This window comes from Salegentibacter haimaensis, from assembly GCF_054121495.1.
Genome location: NZ_JBSYGH010000002.1, coordinates 201,747 through 221,087 on the forward strand (window position 1 = coordinate 201,747; position 19,341 = coordinate 221,087).

Genomic DNA, 19,341 nt, shown 5'->3' on the forward strand with positions numbered 1-19,341 from the left:
ATGAAAAATATAAAAAAATTCGGTATTGCAATTTTAAGCGTTGTCATCGTGGGTTGCAGTTTGGATGAAGAACCAATAGGCTTGATCACCCAGGATCAAATTAGTAGTGAACCAACTGCCAATACCATAACTTCGAGTGTTAATTCAACATATCAAACATTATCCAACACTTTAAATATTATAGGGGATTGGGCCTGGAATGAAGGTACAGTTACCAGAAATGATTTCATCTTACATGATATTGCCTCTGGTGATATGAATAAGAAATGGAATCCAGATGGAGATCAAGCCTGGATGGATGAGATTGGTGCTTTTAATTTCACTTCAATCAACCCGGCATTTAATGGTATTTGGAGCTATAATTATGAAGGTATATCAAGAGCTAATCAAGCGATTGCTACACTTGAAAATGAGGAAGTAGTGGCTAATACCAGCTTGTCTCAGGAAGTATCTGACAGGTTGCTTGGAGAAGCTTATTTTCTAAGGGCTTTCTATTATTTTGATCTTATTAATCATTTTGGAGATGTTCCATTACTAACTGAACCATTAGAAGATTTTGCCGCGGCATACGAAGTTACCTCCAGAACTTCCAAAGAAGAAATTCAAAACTTTATTATGGAAGACCTGGGCAAAGCGGTAACTCTTTTACCAGTTCAAAAGTACTCGGCGCCTAATGAACCCTGGAGAGTTTCAATTGGAGCTGTAAAGGCAATGCAGGCGAAAGTAGCATTATATAGGGAAGAATGGAGTTCTACTTTAAGCTTCATTCAGGAACTGGAATCCTATGGTTTCTATTCATTAAATGAGCATTATTATGATTCATTCGATGTTGAGAAGGAATTTGCAGAATCGGAAGTAATATTTGCTTATGATCATCAGGAACAAAGAAATCCCAGTAGAGGGAATGGTCTTGCTGCCTTAATGGGATGGGGCTTTGTTGCACCCTCACAGGATTTTATTTCTGCATTTGAAGAGGGAGATCCCCGGTTGGAGTATACAGTTGATGTAGAAAATCAATCAATAAATAAATTACTGGGATCTACCGATGGTCAATATAAGGGAAATGAAGATTCACCAGGCAATAAGATTTATATAAGATACGCTGATGTTTTATTATGGAAAGCGGAAGCCCTAATTATGACAGGAGACGTTGAAGCCGGGTTAGAAATTATTGACCAGATTAGATCCAGGGCCGAAAATACTCCTCCACTAAATGACCTGACACCCAATTTAGAAAAATATTCAGGGCAGGGTTTAAGTCAACAAGATGCTATTGAAGTTCTTAGAGCTGAAAGAAGAGTAGAACTAGGTTTCGAATCACATAGATTTAATGACCTAAAACGTTGGGGTATTGCTTTGGAGTACCTTACTGATCTTGGAAAGAATTTTCAGCAGGACAATTACTTATACCCTATCCCGCAGGGTGAGATAGACAGAAGTGGCGGTCAGATAGAACAGAATCCAGGTTATTAAAAGATAAATATTAGAATTATGAGAAAATTATTATTGATAAAATTTTTAATCCTTTCAACATTTTTAGGATTTGCACAGGAAACCCTGGAGAAAGATTGGATGATGGGACCATTTAACAGGTTTGAAAACGCACAACCCATTATTGAAAAGGATTCAAAGACAGAATTTAAGGACCCAATGACCGGTAAGGTAATTAACTGGGAGTCTATGGCTACCTTTAATCCAGCGGCAATTGTCAAAGATGGAGAAATTCACGTTTTATATCGTGCAGAAGAAAAGCTAGGAGAAAAAGAAATTGGAGGTCACACCTCACGTATTGGATTAGCCACTTCATCAGATGGTGAAAATTATGAAAGAGAAAAAGAGCCAATTTTCTATCCGGCAGATGATAATCAAAAAGAATTTGAGTGGACAGGCGGTACTGAAGATCCTAGAATTGTAGAAACCGAGGACGGTTTATATGTGTTAACCTATACCCAATGGAACCGGGAATATCCAAGACTTGCAGTTGCAGTTTCAGAGGATCTGAAAAATTGGGAGAAAAAAGGACCAATTTTTCAGGAATGGAAGGATGGTAAATACCATAACACTGAAACTAAATCTGGAGCTATTGTTACCGAATTAAAAGACGGAAAACTTGTAGCTGCTAAAATTAACGGTAAATACTGGATGTATTACGGAGTACCCCATATTTGGCTGGCCAGCTCGGAAGACTTAATTAATTGGGAGCCTGTTGAAGATTATGAAGGTAATTTGGCCCCCGTTTTGAGTCCTAGACCTGGTTATTTTGATTCCTGGTTGGTTGAAGCCGGGCCGCCACCAGTAATTACTGAAGATGGAATTGTGGTAATGTATAATGCCGGAAATTCACAAAACATTGGAGTTAAGGATTTAGGCAATAGAATTTACACCGGAGGTCAGGCTCTGTATGATTTGAATGAACCCTGGAAGTTATTAGACAGATCAGATAAGCCATTTATTAAGCCTGAATTACCTTTTGAAAAATCTGGACAGTATAAAGATGGAACGACATTTCTGGAGGGTTTGGTTTACTTTAATGAAGCCTGGTATCTATATTATGGTACCGCTGATAGTATGGTTGGCGTGGTGAAGTCAAATGAAGAGGAAGAGTAAAGAATGAAATTATCCAAACAACTCTTAACAGGAGCTATAGTATCTAGTTTAGGAGGTTTGCTTTTCGGCTTTGATACCGCTGTAATTTCAGGTGCAGAACAGGGACTTAAAGAATTTTTTGAACTGGATGCGATTTCACACGGATTCACAAATTCCATTGCATTAATTGGAACTATTATCGGGGCTATCTTTGCTTTTTGGCCGGCTCAAAAATTTGGAAGAAAAAACTCATTACTGGTTATCGGTGCATTTTTTGGCCTATCAGCTATTGGTTGTGCCTTAACCAGTAATTGGGAATTATTCCTGTTTTTCAGGTTCTTAGGAGGCCTCGGAGTTGGAGCATCGTCAGTTATTGCGCCAATGTATATATCTGAAATTTCTCCTGCTTCCCATCGGGGCAGATTGGTAGGATTATTTCAGTTTAGTATTGTCTTTGGAATCCTCCTGGCATTTATTTCTAATTACTTCATCAATTTAAATATTGATTTTGAAGCCTGGAGATGGATGCTGGGAGTAGAAGCAATTCCTGCAGGGATATTCTTCATACTTACTTTTTTCATCACTAAAAGTCCACGTTGGATAATCTTTCAAGGAAGAGATACAGAAGGCTTGGAAATTTTAAAGAATTTGGGTGACAAGGAAGCCTCGAAAACTCTTTCAAACATTAAAAATTCCCTGAATAATAATGTAAAAAAGGATAATTTATTTCAACGTAAATATTTTAAACCCTTGATGTTGGTGTTTTTGATGGCAACCTTTAATCAATTTTCAGGAATTAACGCCATTATGTATTATGCCCCCAGAATTTTTGAAATGTCTGGGATTGGAAAGGATAGTGCTTTTTTGCAAGCAGCCAGTGTTGGCTTTGTTAATATGGTATTCACAATTTTAGCTATGACCTTGATTGATAAAATTGGTAGAAAAAAATTAATGGTATGGGGAAGTATTGGGATGATCATTAGTTTAGTTTTTAGTGCATTTTATTTAAATGAATCCGCTGTCGGATCGGGTTTATTGATTATTCCAATACTATTCTTCATCGCCAGTTTTGCTTTTTCCCAGGGAGCGGTTATTTGGGTGTTTATTTCAGAAATTTTTCCCAATAAGGCAAGGGCTTCAGGCCAGTCTTTCGGAACATTTATACACTGGTTTTGGGCAGCTATTTTAACCTGGTTATTCCCTGTGGTAGCCGAACTACCTAATGGAGGGACCTATGCCTTCGGAGCTTTTGCTTTTGCAATGTTTCTTCAATTACTTTTCGTTTTAAAATTATTCCCTGAAACAAAAGGAAAAACTTTAGAGCAAGAAGTTTGAAAATTAGTCTGTTAGCCTTAATTCAGCTCGGGAATTCCCGGGCTGTTTTAGTTATATCCTACCTAACACTACCCCAACCCCCACTGCCCCCATCAACCTCAACAGCCATAGAAAAGTATTGTTGCCGGGTTTGGATGATTTGCAGGATTGGAACTGGCGGGTGAGGATGAGGTTATTTTCCTGCAATAAGCTTATTTGTAGAGTTTGCTTGGCATTGGAAGATTCAAGATTGGTGATCAGGGCTCTTAAAGTTGAAATCTCCATTGCTGAAATGTTCTCCAAAGCCATCAGCCTTGCCCGGTCTTCCAGATCCAGGGCGATTTGCTTTGCCATCCAATAGGGAATGCTAAGGTATGGCTCATTTATAGTGTCTTGCGATCTCGCCATAAAGGCTATCGGCAGTAGTAATGCGAATAATAGTAGCTTTCTTTTCATTAGATCTTCGGTTAATAAGTGCCCTGGATTTTTCAAGTTTTTGAAGTTCTTGTTTGAGGTCTTGATTTTTCTCGTTTAGATTTTTTACCTCGGCCTCCAATACCTCAACCTTTTTTATATTTTCCTGCTTTTGCTGTTCTAATTGGGATTCTAAAAGTTCCAATTGATGCTTATAGGCTTTTTTCTGCTGTTTCTGTTCGATTAGGGCAGCCAATAGCAAAATGGATATCAATAAAAACCCAAAAACAGTCCCGGCCAGGATTAATGTTTGTTTCTGTATCATAACATTTCAAAATGAGGGGTGTCTATGAATCCGTCGGGCAGGCCATTTTTATTCCAATCGCCACCCCAGCGGTTTTGAGGGTGCAAACTCACCCAAAAATCTCCCAGAGGTTTTACATCTTCCCATTTATAGGTTAGCACCCCACCGATAAAAAAATTGAAATCTACCGCCAGCCGGTTGAGGTGCTGCGAGTTTAGAGTTTTAGTTTTCTTAGTCTCGAACAGTCGTTTCTGATCTTCCAGCGATCGCCAGGCGTGGCCAAAGGTGAGTCCGATGTTTTGGCTATCGGCAAAGAAGATTAGCAGGGCGATGTTTTTGCTGAAAATCTGCTGTTTTTCGCTGAGTTTCATATCCTGAAAATCGATTTCAACTTTTGATGAATGCCCTGGTTGAGTAGTTTGGTGATCTGGTCCAGCCAATCGAAGATCCTGGACTTGCTGCCTGAAATGCGCTTCTGATTTTCACCGATAGAATACACATCAAGAAGTGTAGCCATTATCGCCACTATGCCTGCGGAAAAAAGAAAAAAATTAGCCAGGAAGTTTACCCCTGCAATGGCGGCAAGCATTGAAAAGAAACAGGAGGCCACCACCAGGATAAAAACCACAGAGATCTTCCAGATTGAATTCCATCCTTTGGCACTGGAGAAATAATCTACCCCAGCCACCGATTCGCACCTGGATGCTTTTAGTCCTGAAATAATGTCCAGGACAAAAGTGATAAAATACACAAAAAGGCATACTGCCGCCACCAGTAAAGGCAACACCAAAGCTTTGACCGGGGTTTGTTCCAGGACAAGATTGAGCAGTCCGATTATGCTTATAGATCCCGGGGTAGCCAGGAGAAAATAAGCCCCCGAGTTTCGGGTAGCGAGTTTTTGGGCAAAGGCCGCAAAGCCGGGAATTTTAGGTTTCATACTTCTCTAATTTCCGGGGAAAGTAGAGGTATAGCTTATTGAAGTAGGGAAAAGGTTTTAGGATTGCGCGGATTTGCCCGTTGCCGATTCCCTGCGGGAAATTCAAAATTTAAGATTTAAGATTCAAGGTTGATTGGGTTAGGTGTTGCGGGTTTCGGGTTCTAAGTGTTGCAAGTTGCCTGTTGCCGGTTGCCGGTTCCCTGGGTGTGGAGTCAGGATTTAAGAGTCAAGAGTCTCGGGACGTTGCTTCGGGATTCGTGAGTTTGTTAATTGGCTAATTGGGGAATGTTTGGATTAAGTTGAAATTTGAGATTTGGGATATAAGCTGGTGTGTTTTTAAGATTACATCAGGTTCTTTTTAACCGGTATTTTTGTAATTTAGTGCTGTGGAAGAACAGGGTTACATAGAAATAAAGATTACAAACAGAGATAATTCTTTATCTCCCAAAGACATTGATATTAGTGAGGTAAAGGAATTAATATCTGATGTAGAAACTTTTTTATACCCTAACAGAAAGGAAAAGAAGAACCGACCTCATATCTCCTATGATTTAAAGGAAGGTTCTGCAAAACATACTTTTTTTCTACCCATAACCGCCGTAATCTTATTCAATGGTTTAACCAATGAATTGAAAAACCGGAACAACCTGGATTTTTTGGATTATAAGCGGCAAACTATTATACACAAGTTTCAACAAAAGGCTCTAAGTGAAGGTTACATTATTGAACTAAATAATTCCTTATCCAAGGAATCGTCATTAGTTATTAATGAAACTACTAATTTTGAAATGATCTCTCCGCGGTTCTACGAGAGTGAATTTTATTTATATGGTGAAATTTACCAGGAAGGCGGCAAGAATCCAAACTTACATATTTCGACAAAAAAATATGGGAATTTAACCATTTCGGCGACTAAAGATCAAATAATGGATGGGGAGAAAAAAACCTATAAACCATATGGAATAAAAGTTAGGGGGAAAAAAAGCCTAAAGGATGATAAGTTGTCTGATTTAGTTCTGCTGGAATTTATTCAATACAAACCGGTTTTTAATAAAAATTTGCTGGACAAGGTTATTGACAGGGCTTCAGAAAATTTAAATAAAATTACTGATGTAGATAGCTGGCTTCGGGATATTAAAGCTGAAGGTATATGAATGGAGTAAAAAGCGTCCTGGTAGATTGCTCTTTTTGTATCCGACTTTTAAAAAGGGATGATCCATATCATCAACATTGTGTAGATTACTTCGAATATTTTATTGAAAATGACATTGACATTTATTTGTCGACAATAGTTATTAGTGAATATGCAGTTGGCGATAATCCTGAGCACCTTCTCTCCTTAAATGTCTTTCGCCTATTAGAGTTTGATTATACTGATGCAAGATTCTCGGGAGAATTTTTAGCATATTTGAAGAGTTTAGGAAAATTTGGGGATTTTGGAGACCGGAAAGTTGTTATTAATGATTTGAAGTTATTCGCTCAGATACATAATAGAAAAATTGATGCCTATATCACCAAGGATTTAAAATCATTTACTAAAATGATCGAACCCTTAAAAGATGGATTTAATCTAAAATTCACTGCTATAGATTTAACTATTCCACTAAATGAAGCCTTAGGGAGGTTATTCTAAATCACAATTCTGAACTAAGTTTTTATAAGGAGTTCCAGGAGTTCTTCTATCTCTCCTTTGAAGGAATTTCCATCTACGGAAGCAGGAATCCCTTTGATCCTTATTTTATCGCTGAACTGGTGGAAATGCCAGTCGATGCCTTTGAGCCTGTTGGAGCCGGAGTAAGCTGCAATCCATAATGGATAGGATTCAATACGCCCATTGAGGTAAAGCTGATAAAAAATGCTTCCGGTATAGACAATAGGAATAACTCCGTAATGTTCTTCTGCCAGTTTCAGCCAGTTCAAGACCCCGGCTACCAGGTTCTCAGTGCCGTATTTTCCCATTTCTTCAATATGAGTACAGGAGGGAAATCTCCCGGACTTAGTTTGACCCGTTTTGAGAAATTTTTGAATTGAAGTTCTGAGTTCTCATTAGGGCGATAATAATGATAGGCTCCCCTGAGATAGTTATTCTTTTTAGCATTATCCCAGTTATTTTTGAATTGATAGTCCTTGCCATCGGCGCCCATAGTTGCCCTAATGAAAATGTAATTGATATCGTGATCTGATTCTGATAATTTCTCCCAGTCTATTATTCCCTGATAATGGGAGATATCGATGCCGAAGGATTGTTTAGTTTGAGTGAGCCAGGTATTTTCAGGGCCGGTAAAAGAAACAATAGTATTAGGTGATGATCTGTAAGAAAAATACAGGTACGCGGTACCTGCTCCGAAAATGGCGAAGATAAAAATAATTACAAGCATCGGGGGCCAGGACTTCTTTTGTTTTAATTTTTTGGATCCTTTCTTCTTTAGAGGTTTTAACTTCGTAAGTAAAAAAATAAAAGTTGCTACAAGCAGGAAAAGGATAACAATAAAGCCCCAGAACCTGATGGGGTGCAGCTGTTTAAAATTGAAAAGAGGATCTAAAAATTGGAGCAAGGATTTATAGTTTTTAAGCCCGGGATATTCAAATTAGTTATTTAAAAACGGTGATAAAGTTTAAAAAAATTCAGCAGCGGATACGGATTTTTCCTGAAGCGCCTGGCCTTCAATTTCCAGGGTTTCCAGGGTGATTTCGTATTGAGCTGAATAAATGTAGTGCTCATCTTCTGTTACTTCAAAGGTCATCAAATCTTCAGGGGATTCTACAAATTGTATATCGGATTCGAATCCACCGGTAACTTGATTTTTAGTCTTAAGATTTGGGTTCCAGTCGTTGCCATAATAGAATTTCACATAACAGGTTGCATTTGGAATGTTTTTAAAGGTATACACCGAATTCGCGTTAACGTAGTGGTTTCGTATAATGTGGTCATTATCTATTTGTTTAAGAAAAACCACCACATCACTGGAACCCTGGTTTCTAATTGTGAGGGTATGATCGGTAGGAGAATGCTTGCCGGGACCATACAGGATTCCAAAAGGGCTGGCACCATTGGTTAAGCTGTTTCCTTTATATTCAGATTCGGGTAAGTCCAGAAGGATTTCTTCGACATTATCTACAAATTCAGGCTCACTGTCTACTGCTTTTTCAACTGGGTTTCTTTTCACATAAGATTGGTAGCCCATAACCAGGATGAAAGCGATAATTCCCAACCAGATAAAATTTTTGGAATTGTTGTTCATAATGAATAATAATTATTAGTCAATCTTATTGCTATGCCCATTTTTGTGAAAGAAGATTATTTGATATTATCAAATCGGGCTTTCACAATACAAATTCCGTCCTCAACTCTTACGTCGTATAAAATTTCATTTTCATAATCTTTATATTCCATATAATCGGTTTTGACGAAGTTGTCTCTAAAATAAGAGATAAAAGAATTGGTTTCTGTGGAAGGCTCCAGAATCATCCACATATTGCAAACTTCAGTACCATCCTCCATTTCAACAAAGTAGCGGACTTTATGTCGGGTATACTTTCCGCTGGCTTCGGTATTGTATTCGGTTTCGTAGGAGATGTACTTAGATCCGTCATCAGCTACTCCTGTATTATCGGGGGTTCCCAATTCTTCAAGAATTTGAGATTTGGTCTGAAAGATCTGAGCTCGAGTATCTTTGGAGCCAAGAAATAAAAACATCAGTATAAATAAAGAAACGAGAGATTTCATAATTGTAGATTTAAATTTTGGAATTTATCTCAATTAACTAAGGGAAATTTAGGTTGCGTAATTTTCGGCGACTGTAGTATATGGGCTGGGACCATATTTATTGGGCCGGTGGTCGCCTTCGGTGAGAAGTAGCACCAATAACCAAATAGCTCCAATGATAGGAATTAAGACAATAAAATACATCCAGCCGCTTTTACCAACATCATGGAGTCTTCTAACTGTTACGGCTATTCCAGGAATAAATACAGCAAGGGAATACAGTACATATAATACACCATAACCCAATTCTGAGAATCCTAAAAGGATATCCAGGAACATAAAGGTGAATGCGAATATGGCATTAAACAGTATAAAATACCAGTATTCACTGCGGCGCGCACGGCCTGAAAAATTAAAGTAGTTGGATAGAACATTGAAATAATAATGCATAGTTTAAAGGTTTAAGATTGATTAATTCTTTTTAATAATTCGGATATTATAGCCAAATAACTACACCATAATAAGCGTAACTACACTAATCCAAACCAAGGTTTTTAATTGTTATGAAATTATAGCCCAGACAGCAGTAGGGTATTGTCCGGGCGGCTATTATTTACTTTTTCCTGTAATTCCAAGGAGCTACAGGATTTGGTTCCTGCCAAAGTCCTCTTTTGTTATGCCAGGCTTCCTGTTCCAGGGCATCATAACTCATATCGTCAGAGTATTTTTTAAAATGCCAGGCATATCCGAGTCGGACCATTTCTTTATTTACATTCAAGCCATCTTCATTTATAATCTCACCTATAATTCGGCCACCCATATCAAAATCGCCATCGGTTACGATGGTAACCTGTTGACCAAAGCAGAGGTCGGAGAGTACAGTTTTTGCCTTATTACCATAAGGCTGACTACCTCTTTTTTCGGGAGCGTCTATATGTTGCAGGCGCAGCATAAGGGGTAATTCATCATTGTAGAGTAGCTCGGCAGTATCGCCATCTACGATACGAATAATCCTTGCATTGAGCAGGAGCTTTCCTTCAGGAGCGTTATTTTCCTCGAGAATTTCGGGATTATTGACTTCCATCGTCTGCTCAGAATTATGAGCTTCCAGACTTTGCCTGCCGCTAACCGTTCTTTTGCAAGAGGCCAGGATGAATAAGAAGGACAATAAGAAACTGGTAAATTTCAAAATAATTGCTTTAATTAATTATATATCTATTATATGGCAGGGCCTGAATATCTACTGCGAAATTAAGTTCTGAACCAGTACCTATTCCAGAGGTTGTAATTCCAATAACTTCGCCGTCTAAATTAAATAAAGGGCCTCCTGAACTTCCGTGATCTATTGTTGCGTCGATCTGTATTCTGTTATTGGCTCGCAAACCTGAAACCGTTCCCTTTGTTAGGGAGTTTGACAGGCCTTTAGGACTGCCAATAGCAAAAATTTCATCCCCTACTCTAGGAGACCGCTTAGCGACTTTTAATGGAGAAGAGGTTCTGTAATTTGTTTCAAAAATGACGTAGTCTAAATTACCTGAGTTACTACTTTGAAGTATGCTGGTTATCTTATAGAAATTGTCATTAATTTTTATAACAGCATCTTCACTATCTTCTAAAACGTGTGCATTAGTAATGCCTATTCCAGGTGCAATAAAAAATCCACTCCCCTGAGATAATTGCTCATACTCATCTAAAGTAAAGACCATAAATACTTCCTTTTGAAGATCCTGAAACATATCGGAAATATTCTTAGGTGAAGCCTTGTCGAAATTAGTTTCACTTTTATCAGGATTTTGGACCACAGGTGGATTTGGGTCTATTGTAGCATTTCTGCCAGAATAATTTCTTTCGGTGTTTGGTGGTTTCGATCTACTTCGATCCGGTCTTTTACAAGCCATCAGAAGGAAAATCGCACAAAAAATGTATAATAGAATTCTCATATGTTATTACTCACTTTTGGTATAATCTGAATAGAGAATCGCTTATTGTTATCTTCTACAGGCTCGCGACATAAACCGTGGAAACCACTCCCTGAGATAAGAACCTCAACATTATCCTTTCTGAAATTTATATTATTGGCAAGCCAAAGATTATAAACCGCTAAGGCCCTCTCATAACTGGTTTTGTAAGCATAGGGAGAATTCTTATCGTATCTCTGATTCCAGGTATTGGCCATATTACCTTCAATTACCAGGAGATAGGAGAAATCTGGATTTTGGGTCTGTAATTCATTGAGAAAACGTTCTAGTTTTTTGCCAATACGAATGGTCGTATTCACATAAGCCGGGAGTATTTCAGTTTTTTCAGATTCAAAGATTTCCTGCCCCATTAGATCTTTAGCAACAAACTTTTTACAGGTTTCCAGATAATGGAACTGGCTATCGGATTGTAAAGGTTTGAACTGTTCTTCCAATTGTACTATTTTTTCCAATTCCTCAACTTTTGCGACAGTTTTTGCCTGCTCTATCTTTAAATAAACCACGGTAAGCACGAACAACACCAGCATTACAAAGAACATCGTAGTCATTAGGTCGGAAAAACTAACCCAGAAAAAGTCGTTCTTTTTTTTACCTCCTGCCATTAGCTAAAGAATAATTTATAAAGTATCCCTGCACAGGTTATGGTGCCTACTGAAGCTAAAACAATACTTCCGATGGTGATAAACTTAGGTTGCTTCATTTGGACAGGTTTATCTTTAAGTATATCAAGTAACTCTCTAATTGTATTATCCTGTTGTGTAACCTTTTGATTTAGACCTGATAATTCGGTAGAGACCCCTTTCAGGTTATCTACGTCTTTTTTAATAGCCTTTATATTACTGGCTTCGTCATCAAAAACTTCCTGAGTTTTCTTTCTTAGATCGGCAAAAAGCTTATCGAAACCAGATTGAATTTCTACATCCTTATCATTAAATTCCTGCAGGCGTTTATGGAATGATCTTTCAAGGTTATCGATCATTTTTACAGTGTTACTATCGAAATCTGCTAATCGATCGTTAATTGCCTTTTCACGGGCGTCAAAGTTTCTAAAATGGCTTTTTAAGTAAGTTGAGTTATCGGATATAGTGCCGGCATTAGAATCGAAGCGGTTAATGATTTCCGATAATTCTCCTACCTTTTTTAACTGCTGATTTATAGCCAAATTAAGCTCCCTGGTATTACCAATGAAGTGATTCATATTATCCAGGTATTCAGATAAGTCTTTTAATTTCTTAAAGGAAATCTGAAGCTGTTGCATAACATCGATATTATACTTAGCAATATTAGCAACATCAATTCTTTTCAATTCTTGAACAACTTCCAATTGGCTATCGAAGGTTTGTCTCACCTCATTAACTGTTGAACTAAAGGAATTCATATTAATAGTGAAATCCTTATTAAATTTTAGGAGGTTAGCCTGCAGGGAATAGATACTGGAGGAGGTATTCTTTGATAGGATAGGCAACAGGCGGGTTTGAATAAACGTAAAAAAATCGTGTTTTTGATGCTCTACTTTTTTTCGGGCTTTAAAGAAAAAATAGTTGCCAAGAATGGTTAAAAATAAACCTACAACACTGGCAATCATCGCTATTTTAACTCCGTTTAATAGGGCATCGATACCTCCAATAGCATTTTCAGTATCACCGCCTGAAACGGCCGGCATTAAAATGAGCCCTCCCACAATACCGAGCATAGTCCCCATTAAGCCTAAATATAATGGGGTGGGAAGGTGATTGCTTATCTCGTCATCGGCTTTATCGATATTGCGATCTACAATATCTTTAACCAGATTGAAGTCACTCACCGCACCTTTATTCCGCAGAAGATATCCATTAACTGAATTGAGGATATCTTCCAGGGTTTCATTTTTTTCACCTTCATAGTCGATTAGGGAAATATTTATTTTATCAGACATCGGCGCTTATCTTTTATTATTTTTAGGTTCTTCATATTCGAAATCACTCTCATACTCTTCCTCATCTTCAGCAGCATCAGAAATTTCGAACTCTTCTAAGTCAGCTCCAGCATATCCAATTTCTTCAGATTCAGACTCCAGTAAGGAATCCACTTCGGCAGCTCCAATAATGGAAGATGAAACTTTAGAAAAATCATTTTGAAAAGCTTCAGGATTTCGTAGAATTTCATCTACCTCTATCTCCTTAACCATATCTTCTGGTACGGCCACCTCCACAATTTTAAAATTTCGAGCCTTTTCTATAGTTTTTTTATAATCCTGAATCTTACGGTAATTATTCCTGAATACAATTAACTGAAACAGGATAATAGCACCTATAATAATTATCAGAATGATATCGTGTAGTCCTTCCATCATTGAAATTTTATTCTTGCTTTATTTTCGTCTTTTACCTGCCATTTTCCGTCAACTCTATGAGCAATGCCGGGTTTTGTAGTAAGAATTTCTCCTGAAAAGTTCTGGTTATTATTTTCTGGTTTACATACCGGATATAAATAGGTATCTGGTGAATTAACCACCAGTTTTAGAATAAATTCGGAATCGATAACTTCAAATTTTGCCGTTTCAGCATTTTCATTATCCAGAGTTAATTTAAAGATACTTTTATGTTGATCCTGCTGATCTGAGACCTGGGAGAAGATTTGATTATCGGTTGCCTTTTCAGCATATAAGTTTATCGGATGAGGATTGATTTTCTCATTTTCCGCTTTGGATGAATTAATTACCTCCAGTTCAACTTCAACCGGTTTTTCGTTATCATAAACTGGTGATTGCCTTTTTTGATAATTCAAACGATTTGTAGAGGTTTTACCCGTCTTTAGCTTCTGATATTGCTGAATCACAGTATTGTTATCGGAGATTAATTGTGAGATTCGAGTATTTAAACTGTGATTTTCGGCCTTATAGTGGTCTTTTCTATCCTTATAAGCCTCCTTACTTTTGACAGTTTTTCTTAATAAAAAGATCAACATGAAATTTAATAGAAGTGATGCTATAGCTCCAAACATCCACCAGTTATAACCTGAGGTTTTTGCAGGCATCCAGCCTGGATTCTTTTCAAATTCAGAACGTGATACCGGTTCCACAGTTTCTGTTTCATTTTTATCAACTGCTGTTACAACGGAATCGTTTATCGACGGTGATTGGAGTGGTTCCTGCTCAATGCTTTCCGCAACAGAGCTGTGAGAAGATTCTCTGATCCCGGCGGTTTGGGTAGGACTGGCTTGCCGGTCACAGGCAAGCGACATCAGCGAAATGAGAAGAATAAGTAAACTAAATTTCTTCATACTAATTCACTTTCTTTTTTTCCAGTTCATACGCCAGTTCACCAAGAGTACCTACCAGTGGATAGAAGAATAAAGTTTCATTGATCTCCTCATCACTTTCATTACTAATTTCGTTAAGCTTATTCTTGATGCCCGTTTTAAGCGCATTAACCTTCTTTTTATTTAAAAATTCGAGAGTGAAATCCAAAGTAGCTTTTTCGATTCCAAAATTATCCCGGAAGGAATAGGTTTTATTAAGCTCGAAGAAATACTTTAAAAATTCATCGAAACTTTGTATGGCTGTACTTTCAAATTCCTTGATTTTCTCATAACTAATTCGACTATTATTCTGTGATTGAAGCTGAGAATTGGTGATAAGAGTTTCTTTGATCTCATCGAGGTTAAATTTATGTTCGTTTGAAATCGACAGGCCTCCCTTACTGGAGATTTCCTTCGGATTATCGGGAAGTTTAATGTCTATATCAGGTAGTTTTTCTTTCTCGAAAACATACCTGAAAGTTTCCGAAGCAAGGTATTTAAGATTCTCGTGGTTACGACCAGCATCAATAATAGTTAACAACTTGGAAGCAGTACCTGAGAAACTAATAACCCCGGGGATAGGAATCATTTTCGATTTTAAAAGTTGGGCTATGTGATAAATTTGACTCACATAAAACAAAAGGAATATGATTTTAAACTCCTTGTCGGTTCGAAGAAATTGTAGAAAATCTACATCAATATTTCGATCGTTGAGGGATTTATTGTCCTTAAGACTAAAGAAAGCATTTATAACATCGTGAGATGAGTTGCTGTCTTTAATTTTATTCACCGCTTCAATAAGAACTCTTTGATCATTTTCATCGAGTTTTTGAATTACTTTAGAATAGTATTTATTGACAAATCCGTTTATATTAATATTTCGGTTAAAATTATCTCCAAAAATTGCATCCCCGGCGAATTTGTACGAACTGAAAAGAATAGGAGCTTCTTCTCTGTATACTGCAACATCTGAGGTTCCCCCACCAATATCAATTGAAACCAGAGGTTTCTCCATTGCGGGTATACCTTCAAATTTATAGTAATAGTAATAGGGAGTTAAACTCTCACAAACTTTTCTAATTTTTACTTTTTCTCCCAGGTATGTAGAAATGATTTCCTGCCAATCATTCTCCATTAGGTTAAGTTGATACTTCAGCATACTGGCCGGGTAGGACCAGGTAATTTGAGTGTTCGCCAGGTCACCTCCGTTCAACAAGATTTTGTTTCGAATTATCTTAATCAATTCTTCAAAGAAGCTTATTAGAATTTTCTGATCTTCACCAGTGGCACTATTCCATTTGAGATTGGTTCGCACTTTGGAATTTAGATCAAAACTTTCCTTTTCATACTTAAAGGGAATACTAATATTAGCCAGGGAAAATACAGGTTGATTGAAGTTGGTTTGCTTATGGTAATTTATTGCTGTACGCTGTGGAAATTGATAATTGTCATCAGAGTGAATCTCTTCCGGAAACAGATCATCTCTTAGCGCTTTTAAGTAAACTTCCTCAAAATTCTTAAAGGCAATTAGGCTTCCAATATGATATTTCTCTGATTTTTCAATTTCGAGGGGTTTAGGTTTTCCTTTTTCAATGGCATATTCGATATGGGTATTGGTGGTCCCAAAGTCTATTGAAAAATCAAATTGAGAGGTACCCCCAATACGTTCGAAAAATTGCGGAACCAGTATCCCAGAAGCAAAATTATGTTTAAGCTGGATGTAGTCGAAATTAGATTTTACGACCTCTCCAAACATATTATAAGTTTCTTCCTGCTTAAATCGTCGTTGTACCTGGTGGATCTTCTCCATTGGTACTGCCTTATTTTCTGCATCGAAGTAATGTAACTCAAAGCGATTATTATCGAAAACAAAATCGGCATCATAAAGGGCGATATTGTATTCCTGGTGGATGGAATCGGGAAATTTATAAAATGGAGTAATTCCCAGATTGATCCTGTTTTCTATAATAGCCCCTTTATTAGCATTTATATCATATTCAGGTTTATGGGCTTGATTAACCGGATTAGCATAAGTTCTTCTAAAAGTGATATGCGCATCTTTTTGAATAGGTATTCGCAGAATAGCTTCAACATAATTGTTGGCTAAAGGGTTCATTTCAAAAACCTTTTCACCATTTATGGTATTCTTCAATGTATCAACAGAAAAATATTTAAAGAAAAGAGGTTTAAGGGGTAATAAAAATCCTTTCTTTTCATCATCCAGAGGCTTAAACCCTCCATCTAAAAAGTAGTTTTTATCTACAGGGAATTCGGTTCTAATCAATACTGGCTCAAGAAAATCACTAATAGTTAGATAAGGATATTTATTTCCATCTGCAGGAAGTGTTCTTTGGTCTAAATCTCTTGAATCGTTGTGTGGAGCTTTGTTATTAGGGTCCCAGGGTGCGCTTACGTATTTCAACGATGCATTATATATTTCGTTGGGTAGAACTAATGGCAGATATTCTTCCTGAATTGATCGTTCTGATTTAATCACAAAATCACTTTCCTTTATGAGATCCTGTTTACCCTTAGCCTTTTTAAGATTTATCCCCAGTACCTCAACTATTTCACCACCACCAGAGATATTAAGGTTTGGAAGATTTTTATAATGATCTCCTAATTGTCCAACCTGATCTTTAAGTTCTCTGGATAGATGCTTATAAGTTAATTCGAAATAATTATCCAACTCAGGCATTTTAGATGAAAAATTTGGAATATTATTTCTGAGAGCAAAGAGATACTTTATAAATTCCTCATCCCGTTGATATAATGGATGATAATCATCATCTAACAAAACATCATTGCCTATTTGAAAACCCTCTAATTCATATTTATTAGCTGAGGTAAAAAATAGGGTTGATGGAGAGGTACCACCTATAATATTTAATGGTTCCGGGCCACGAGTATAATTAATCAGATAAATTTTTGATAAGGCATCAAAATTATAGGTTTCTTGATCCTGTTCAAGATAAAGTCTTAAACTTTCTCCCAGCATTCTATGTTGCGGATTGGAAGATTCAATTAACCTGTCAAGATCTCCTTTTCTATCCCAGCTTATAATTTCGATTTTGTCGGCATATTTATCGGCTTCGAAAAAGATCTGGCCTATATCTAAAGCATCTGAAACCATTTTATGGAAGATAGTATTCCCATCAGGTCCAATATTAGAAACTTCTTTAAAAGCAGTTTTAACCAAATCGATCCTGGCAAATGGGCTCGGAATAGAAGTAATCTCTCTACTTGAGTGTGCTCCATTAGGATCTTCGATTGCCTTAATAGCAACTTCATTTAACGGATTAGAGTCTTCCCAGCCTTTTAAATTCCTTCCTGTATGAAATCTGAATACGTAAGCCATAATTATAATTTGTATTTATCTGCCATTAGATCATCGGTAGTTTCATAAAACACCTCCATAAACCTGTCTTCTATACTTTCAGAAGTGTTCATTTTCTTTGCTGTTTTGTTAAGACCTGCAGTCACTCTTTCGTAATGCTTCAAGCTATTAATCCCTATGAAACTTTTATGAGATTTGAGGCCTTTAATATTATTGAAAACATCTTCCTGAGGGTTAAGCGTAAATGGAGCGAAACCTCTTTGGTTTCCGCTCATTTGCTGTAACCACTCCCAGTAATAATCATTAAACCTGCTCAGTTTTTGATAAAAATCCTCGTTCAGGAAAGGTTCTTTTAGCTTTAGCCTTTTGGCAAAATCGGCTTCCAAATTATTTCGCAGCTGATTCTTTAGATAGAGATGGAAGAAGTAGTACTTACTTAATGGCTTTAGAAGACTGGTTTTAGTGCCGTCACTAAGGTCATTAAAAGTAAGCGTGGAAGATTCGTTTTCCACGCCAAATTCTTTAACTTTATTGTTAGATATATCTGTATCATTGGCAAAATCTAATATAGCCAGGGCCGAGGCCAATTCAATAAAATGGGCATCGTTTTGCTGAGCCACACTACCTTCATTATTATCGTAATCTTTCACCAATTTATCACCCAGGTAGTACATAGAGTTAACTGAATCGTTAACTCCATATTCGTAATACCTCAATGCAGCTTTGGTTTTTGAAATAAAAGTTGATTTCTCAATATCGCTATCGGCGTCTTTTTTCACACCGAAATATGGTAGCACTGAAACAGCACCTATAGGAGCAGATTGCAGTAAGGCGTGATTATTTAATCCCGGACTCGCCGAGCGAATATTTTTAAGCAAAAGGGGAAATCCGGCCGCTCCAGTACCTCCAAATATGGAGGAGATAATAAATATTCTATCACCCTGGGAAAAACTGCTGGCAAAGTCTTCAAAATCCTTAGAAGTATTGAATTGATTCAAAACAACACTCCCCATATTCGGATTCCCTTTAAATCCCACCTCAAGATCAGCACTCAAATTCTTTTTGCTAAAAAGCAGAGATATTAGTGCTTTGTTCTTTTTATCTAAATCCTGAAAATCTATAAATTCTCTAAACTTCTTTTTAGAATCCTGGATGTTTATTCGGAAGTTAGGATTTAAAGGTGATATATCAGTTTTGAAGAATTGATTAGAAGTTTCACCGTCGAAGGAAAGCTTACTTCTGATGCTTTTATAACGCTGAAGAATTTCAACCGTTTTATTTACATCTCCGTTAGCAGCATCCGGATCAATTAATATGGGAACAACTGAAGAACTTTTACATTTTACACCGGAGGCCAACAAGAACCCCAGAGATTTTAAAACTCTGGCCCCGGTACCGCCAATTCCGAATACATATAATTTAGACATAATGTGTTTTTTTTAGAATGGGACGTAGGATGAATTTGGACTTTTCCATTTAAGGAAA

22 protein-coding genes are annotated in these 19,341 nt (G+C 37.2%); 5 read left to right on the forward strand and 17 right to left on the reverse strand.

The features are described 5' to 3' along the window. Genes ACW6QP_RS04190 through ACW6QP_RS04200 form a run of 3 tightly spaced genes read left to right on the forward strand, consistent with a single transcriptional unit; the run spans position 1 to position 3,921 of the window. A complete protein-coding gene (locus ACW6QP_RS04190) occupies positions 1-1,473 on the forward strand; it encodes a RagB/SusD family nutrient uptake outer membrane protein (protein WP_457909588.1) in 1,473 nt (490 codons plus the stop codon). 18 nt (positions 1,474-1,491) lie between these two features. Further along, positions 1,492-2,607: a glycoside hydrolase family 130 protein gene (locus ACW6QP_RS04195; protein WP_457909589.1), complete on the forward strand. Its 1,116-nt coding sequence runs from the start codon at positions 1,492-1,494 to the stop codon at positions 2,605-2,607. A 3-nt stretch (positions 2,608-2,610) separates the two neighbouring features. Next, complete coding sequence (locus tag ACW6QP_RS04200; protein ID WP_457909590.1) at positions 2,611-3,921, forward strand: sugar porter family MFS transporter; 1,311 nt, start codon at positions 2,611-2,613, stop codon at positions 3,919-3,921. Between the two features lie 51 nt (positions 3,922-3,972). Here the strand turns inward: ACW6QP_RS04200 and ACW6QP_RS04205 are convergent, their stop codons facing one another. Genes ACW6QP_RS04205 through ACW6QP_RS04220 form a run of 4 tightly spaced genes read right to left on the reverse strand, consistent with a single transcriptional unit; the run spans position 3,973 to position 5,555 of the window. Next, a complete protein-coding gene (locus ACW6QP_RS04205; protein WP_457909591.1) occupies positions 3,973-4,356 on the reverse strand; it encodes a hypothetical protein in 384 nt (127 codons plus the stop codon). Further along, positions 4,280-4,639: a hypothetical protein gene (locus ACW6QP_RS04210; RefSeq protein WP_457909592.1), complete on the reverse strand. Its 360-nt coding sequence runs from the start codon at positions 4,637-4,639 to the stop codon at positions 4,280-4,282. Before ACW6QP_RS04210 ends, ACW6QP_RS04205 begins: the two co-directional genes overlap by 77 nt. Beyond that, positions 4,636-4,989, reverse strand: coding sequence for a M15 family metallopeptidase (locus ACW6QP_RS04215; protein ID WP_457909593.1), 354 nt, complete (start codon positions 4,987-4,989; stop codon positions 4,636-4,638). Before ACW6QP_RS04215 ends, ACW6QP_RS04210 begins: the two co-directional genes overlap by 4 nt. Beyond that, a complete protein-coding gene (locus ACW6QP_RS04220; RefSeq protein WP_457909594.1) occupies positions 4,986-5,555 on the reverse strand; it encodes a phage holin family protein in 570 nt (189 codons plus the stop codon). Before ACW6QP_RS04220 ends, ACW6QP_RS04215 begins: the two co-directional genes overlap by 4 nt. A 386-nt stretch (positions 5,556-5,941) precedes the next feature. Here ACW6QP_RS04220 and ACW6QP_RS04225 point away from each other — a divergent pair, with 386 nt between their 5' ends. Together ACW6QP_RS04225 and ACW6QP_RS04230 are read left to right on the forward strand one after the other, a co-directional pair. Next, positions 5,942-6,709, forward strand: a complete 768-nt coding sequence (locus ACW6QP_RS04225) for a hypothetical protein (RefSeq protein ID WP_457909595.1) — start codon at positions 5,942-5,944, stop codon at positions 6,707-6,709. Then, on the forward strand, positions 6,706-7,188 hold the full coding sequence (locus ACW6QP_RS04230) for a hypothetical protein (protein WP_457909596.1): 483 nt from the start codon (positions 6,706-6,708) through the stop codon (positions 7,186-7,188). The genes ACW6QP_RS04225 and ACW6QP_RS04230 overlap by 4 nt, the downstream gene beginning before the upstream one ends. A gap of 14 nt (positions 7,189-7,202) precedes the next feature. On the opposite strand, the gene ACW6QP_RS04235 is transcribed toward ACW6QP_RS04230, so the two are convergent. The 13 genes from ACW6QP_RS04235 to ACW6QP_RS04295 all read right to left on the reverse strand — a co-directional run bounded on the left by ACW6QP_RS04235 (position 7,203) and on the right by ACW6QP_RS04295 (position 19,283). Continuing rightward, on the reverse strand, positions 7,203-7,514 hold the full coding sequence (locus ACW6QP_RS04235) for a GH25 family lysozyme (RefSeq protein ID WP_457909597.1): 312 nt from the start codon (positions 7,512-7,514) through the stop codon (positions 7,203-7,205). Further along, complete coding sequence (locus tag ACW6QP_RS04240) at positions 7,484-7,933, reverse strand: glycoside hydrolase family 25 protein (RefSeq protein WP_457909598.1); 450 nt, start codon at positions 7,931-7,933, stop codon at positions 7,484-7,486. Before ACW6QP_RS04240 ends, ACW6QP_RS04235 begins: the two co-directional genes overlap by 31 nt. Positions 7,934-8,170: 237 nt before the next feature. After that, positions 8,171-8,797, reverse strand: a complete 627-nt coding sequence (locus tag ACW6QP_RS04245; protein WP_457909599.1) for a hypothetical protein — start codon at positions 8,795-8,797, stop codon at positions 8,171-8,173. Between the two features lie 56 nt (positions 8,798-8,853). Next, positions 8,854-9,282: a hypothetical protein gene (locus tag ACW6QP_RS04250; RefSeq protein ID WP_457909600.1), complete on the reverse strand. Its 429-nt coding sequence runs from the start codon at positions 9,280-9,282 to the stop codon at positions 8,854-8,856. Positions 9,283-9,330: 48 nt separating this feature from the next. Then, complete coding sequence (locus tag ACW6QP_RS04255) at positions 9,331-9,711, reverse strand: DUF805 domain-containing protein (protein WP_457909601.1); 381 nt, start codon at positions 9,709-9,711, stop codon at positions 9,331-9,333. A 163-nt stretch (positions 9,712-9,874) separates the two neighbouring features. Further along, entirely contained in the window at positions 9,875-10,450 is a 576-nt protein-coding gene (locus ACW6QP_RS04260) for a thermonuclease family protein (protein ID WP_457909602.1), read from the reverse strand. A 10-nt stretch (positions 10,451-10,460) separates the two neighbouring features. Beyond that, positions 10,461-11,201 carry a S1C family serine protease gene (locus tag ACW6QP_RS04265; RefSeq protein ID WP_457909603.1) on the reverse strand — a complete coding sequence of 247 codons (741 nt, stop codon included), beginning with the start codon at positions 11,199-11,201 and terminating at the stop codon, positions 10,461-10,463. Beyond that, the gene (locus ACW6QP_RS04270) at positions 11,198-11,842 is read right to left on the reverse strand and encodes a hypothetical protein (RefSeq protein ID WP_457909604.1); all 645 of its coding nucleotides are present in this window, start codon (positions 11,840-11,842) and stop codon (positions 11,198-11,200) included. The genes ACW6QP_RS04265 and ACW6QP_RS04270 overlap by 4 nt, the downstream gene beginning before the upstream one ends. After that, a complete protein-coding gene (locus ACW6QP_RS04275; RefSeq protein WP_457909605.1) occupies positions 11,842-13,155 on the reverse strand; it encodes a hypothetical protein in 1,314 nt (437 codons plus the stop codon). Before ACW6QP_RS04275 ends, ACW6QP_RS04270 begins: the two co-directional genes overlap by 1 nt. Before the next feature lie 6 nt (positions 13,156-13,161). Further along, positions 13,162-13,572, reverse strand: coding sequence for a hypothetical protein (locus ACW6QP_RS04280; protein WP_457909606.1), 411 nt, complete (start codon positions 13,570-13,572; stop codon positions 13,162-13,164). After that, positions 13,569-14,501, reverse strand: coding sequence for a hypothetical protein (locus ACW6QP_RS04285; RefSeq protein WP_457909607.1), 933 nt, complete (start codon positions 14,499-14,501; stop codon positions 13,569-13,571). Before ACW6QP_RS04285 ends, ACW6QP_RS04280 begins: the two co-directional genes overlap by 4 nt. A gap of 1 nt (position 14,502) precedes the next feature. Further along, positions 14,503-17,877: a hypothetical protein gene (locus ACW6QP_RS04290; RefSeq protein WP_457909608.1), complete on the reverse strand. Its 3,375-nt coding sequence runs from the start codon at positions 17,875-17,877 to the stop codon at positions 14,503-14,505. Positions 17,878-17,879: 2 nt separating this feature from the next. Beyond that, complete coding sequence (locus tag ACW6QP_RS04295) at positions 17,880-19,283, reverse strand: hypothetical protein (protein ID WP_457909609.1); 1,404 nt, start codon at positions 19,281-19,283, stop codon at positions 17,880-17,882. Positions 19,284-19,341 lie beyond the last annotated feature (58 nt).

Bases quoted from the DNA above. Each gene is read 5' to 3' on its own strand.
- ACW6QP_RS04245 (WP_457909599.1), bottom strand. From the start codon at position 8,797: ATGAACAACAATTCCAAAAATTTTATCTGGTTGGGAATTATCGCTTTC.
- ACW6QP_RS04220 (WP_457909594.1), bottom strand. From the start codon at position 5,555: ATGAAACCTAAAATTCCCGGCTTTGCGGCCTTTGCCCAAAAACTCGCT.
- ACW6QP_RS04205 (WP_457909591.1), bottom strand. From the start codon at position 4,356: ATGAAAAGAAAGCTACTATTATTCGCATTACTACTGCCGATAGCCTTT.
- ACW6QP_RS04270 (WP_457909604.1), bottom strand. From the start codon at position 11,842: ATGGCAGGAGGTAAAAAAAAGAACGACTTTTTCTGGGTTAGTTTTTCC.
- ACW6QP_RS04200 (WP_457909590.1), top strand. From the start codon at position 2,611: ATGAAATTATCCAAACAACTCTTAACAGGAGCTATAGTATCTAGTTTA.
- ACW6QP_RS04210 (WP_457909592.1), bottom strand. From the start codon at position 4,639: ATGATACAGAAACAAACATTAATCCTGGCCGGGACTGTTTTTGGGTTT.
- ACW6QP_RS04190 (WP_457909588.1), top strand. From the start codon at position 1: ATGAAAAATATAAAAAAATTCGGTATTGCAATTTTAAGCGTTGTCATC.
- ACW6QP_RS04230 (WP_457909596.1), top strand. From the start codon at position 6,706: ATGAATGGAGTAAAAAGCGTCCTGGTAGATTGCTCTTTTTGTATCCGA.
- ACW6QP_RS04255 (WP_457909601.1), bottom strand. From the start codon at position 9,711: ATGCATTATTATTTCAATGTTCTATCCAACTACTTTAATTTTTCAGGC.
- ACW6QP_RS04215 (WP_457909593.1), bottom strand. From the start codon at position 4,989: ATGAAACTCAGCGAAAAACAGCAGATTTTCAGCAAAAACATCGCCCTG.
- ACW6QP_RS04240 (WP_457909598.1), bottom strand. From the start codon at position 7,933: ATGCTTGTAATTATTTTTATCTTCGCCATTTTCGGAGCAGGTACCGCG.
- ACW6QP_RS04280 (WP_457909606.1), bottom strand. From the start codon at position 13,572: ATGATGGAAGGACTACACGATATCATTCTGATAATTATTATAGGTGCT.
- ACW6QP_RS04195 (WP_457909589.1), top strand. From the start codon at position 1,492: ATGAGAAAATTATTATTGATAAAATTTTTAATCCTTTCAACATTTTTA.
- ACW6QP_RS04285 (WP_457909607.1), bottom strand. From the start codon at position 14,501: ATGAAGAAATTTAGTTTACTTATTCTTCTCATTTCGCTGATGTCGCTT.
- ACW6QP_RS04250 (WP_457909600.1), bottom strand. From the start codon at position 9,282: ATGAAATCTCTCGTTTCTTTATTTATACTGATGTTTTTATTTCTTGGC.
- ACW6QP_RS04295 (WP_457909609.1), bottom strand. From the start codon at position 19,283: ATGTCTAAATTATATGTATTCGGAATTGGCGGTACCGGGGCCAGAGTT.
- ACW6QP_RS04235 (WP_457909597.1), bottom strand. From the start codon at position 7,514: ATGGGAAAATACGGCACTGAGAACCTGGTAGCCGGGGTCTTGAACTGG.
- ACW6QP_RS04290 (WP_457909608.1), bottom strand. From the start codon at position 17,877: ATGGCTTACGTATTCAGATTTCATACAGGAAGGAATTTAAAAGGCTGG.
- ACW6QP_RS04275 (WP_457909605.1), bottom strand. From the start codon at position 13,155: ATGTCTGATAAAATAAATATTTCCCTAATCGACTATGAAGGTGAAAAA.
- ACW6QP_RS04265 (WP_457909603.1), bottom strand. From the start codon at position 11,201: ATGAGAATTCTATTATACATTTTTTGTGCGATTTTCCTTCTGATGGCT.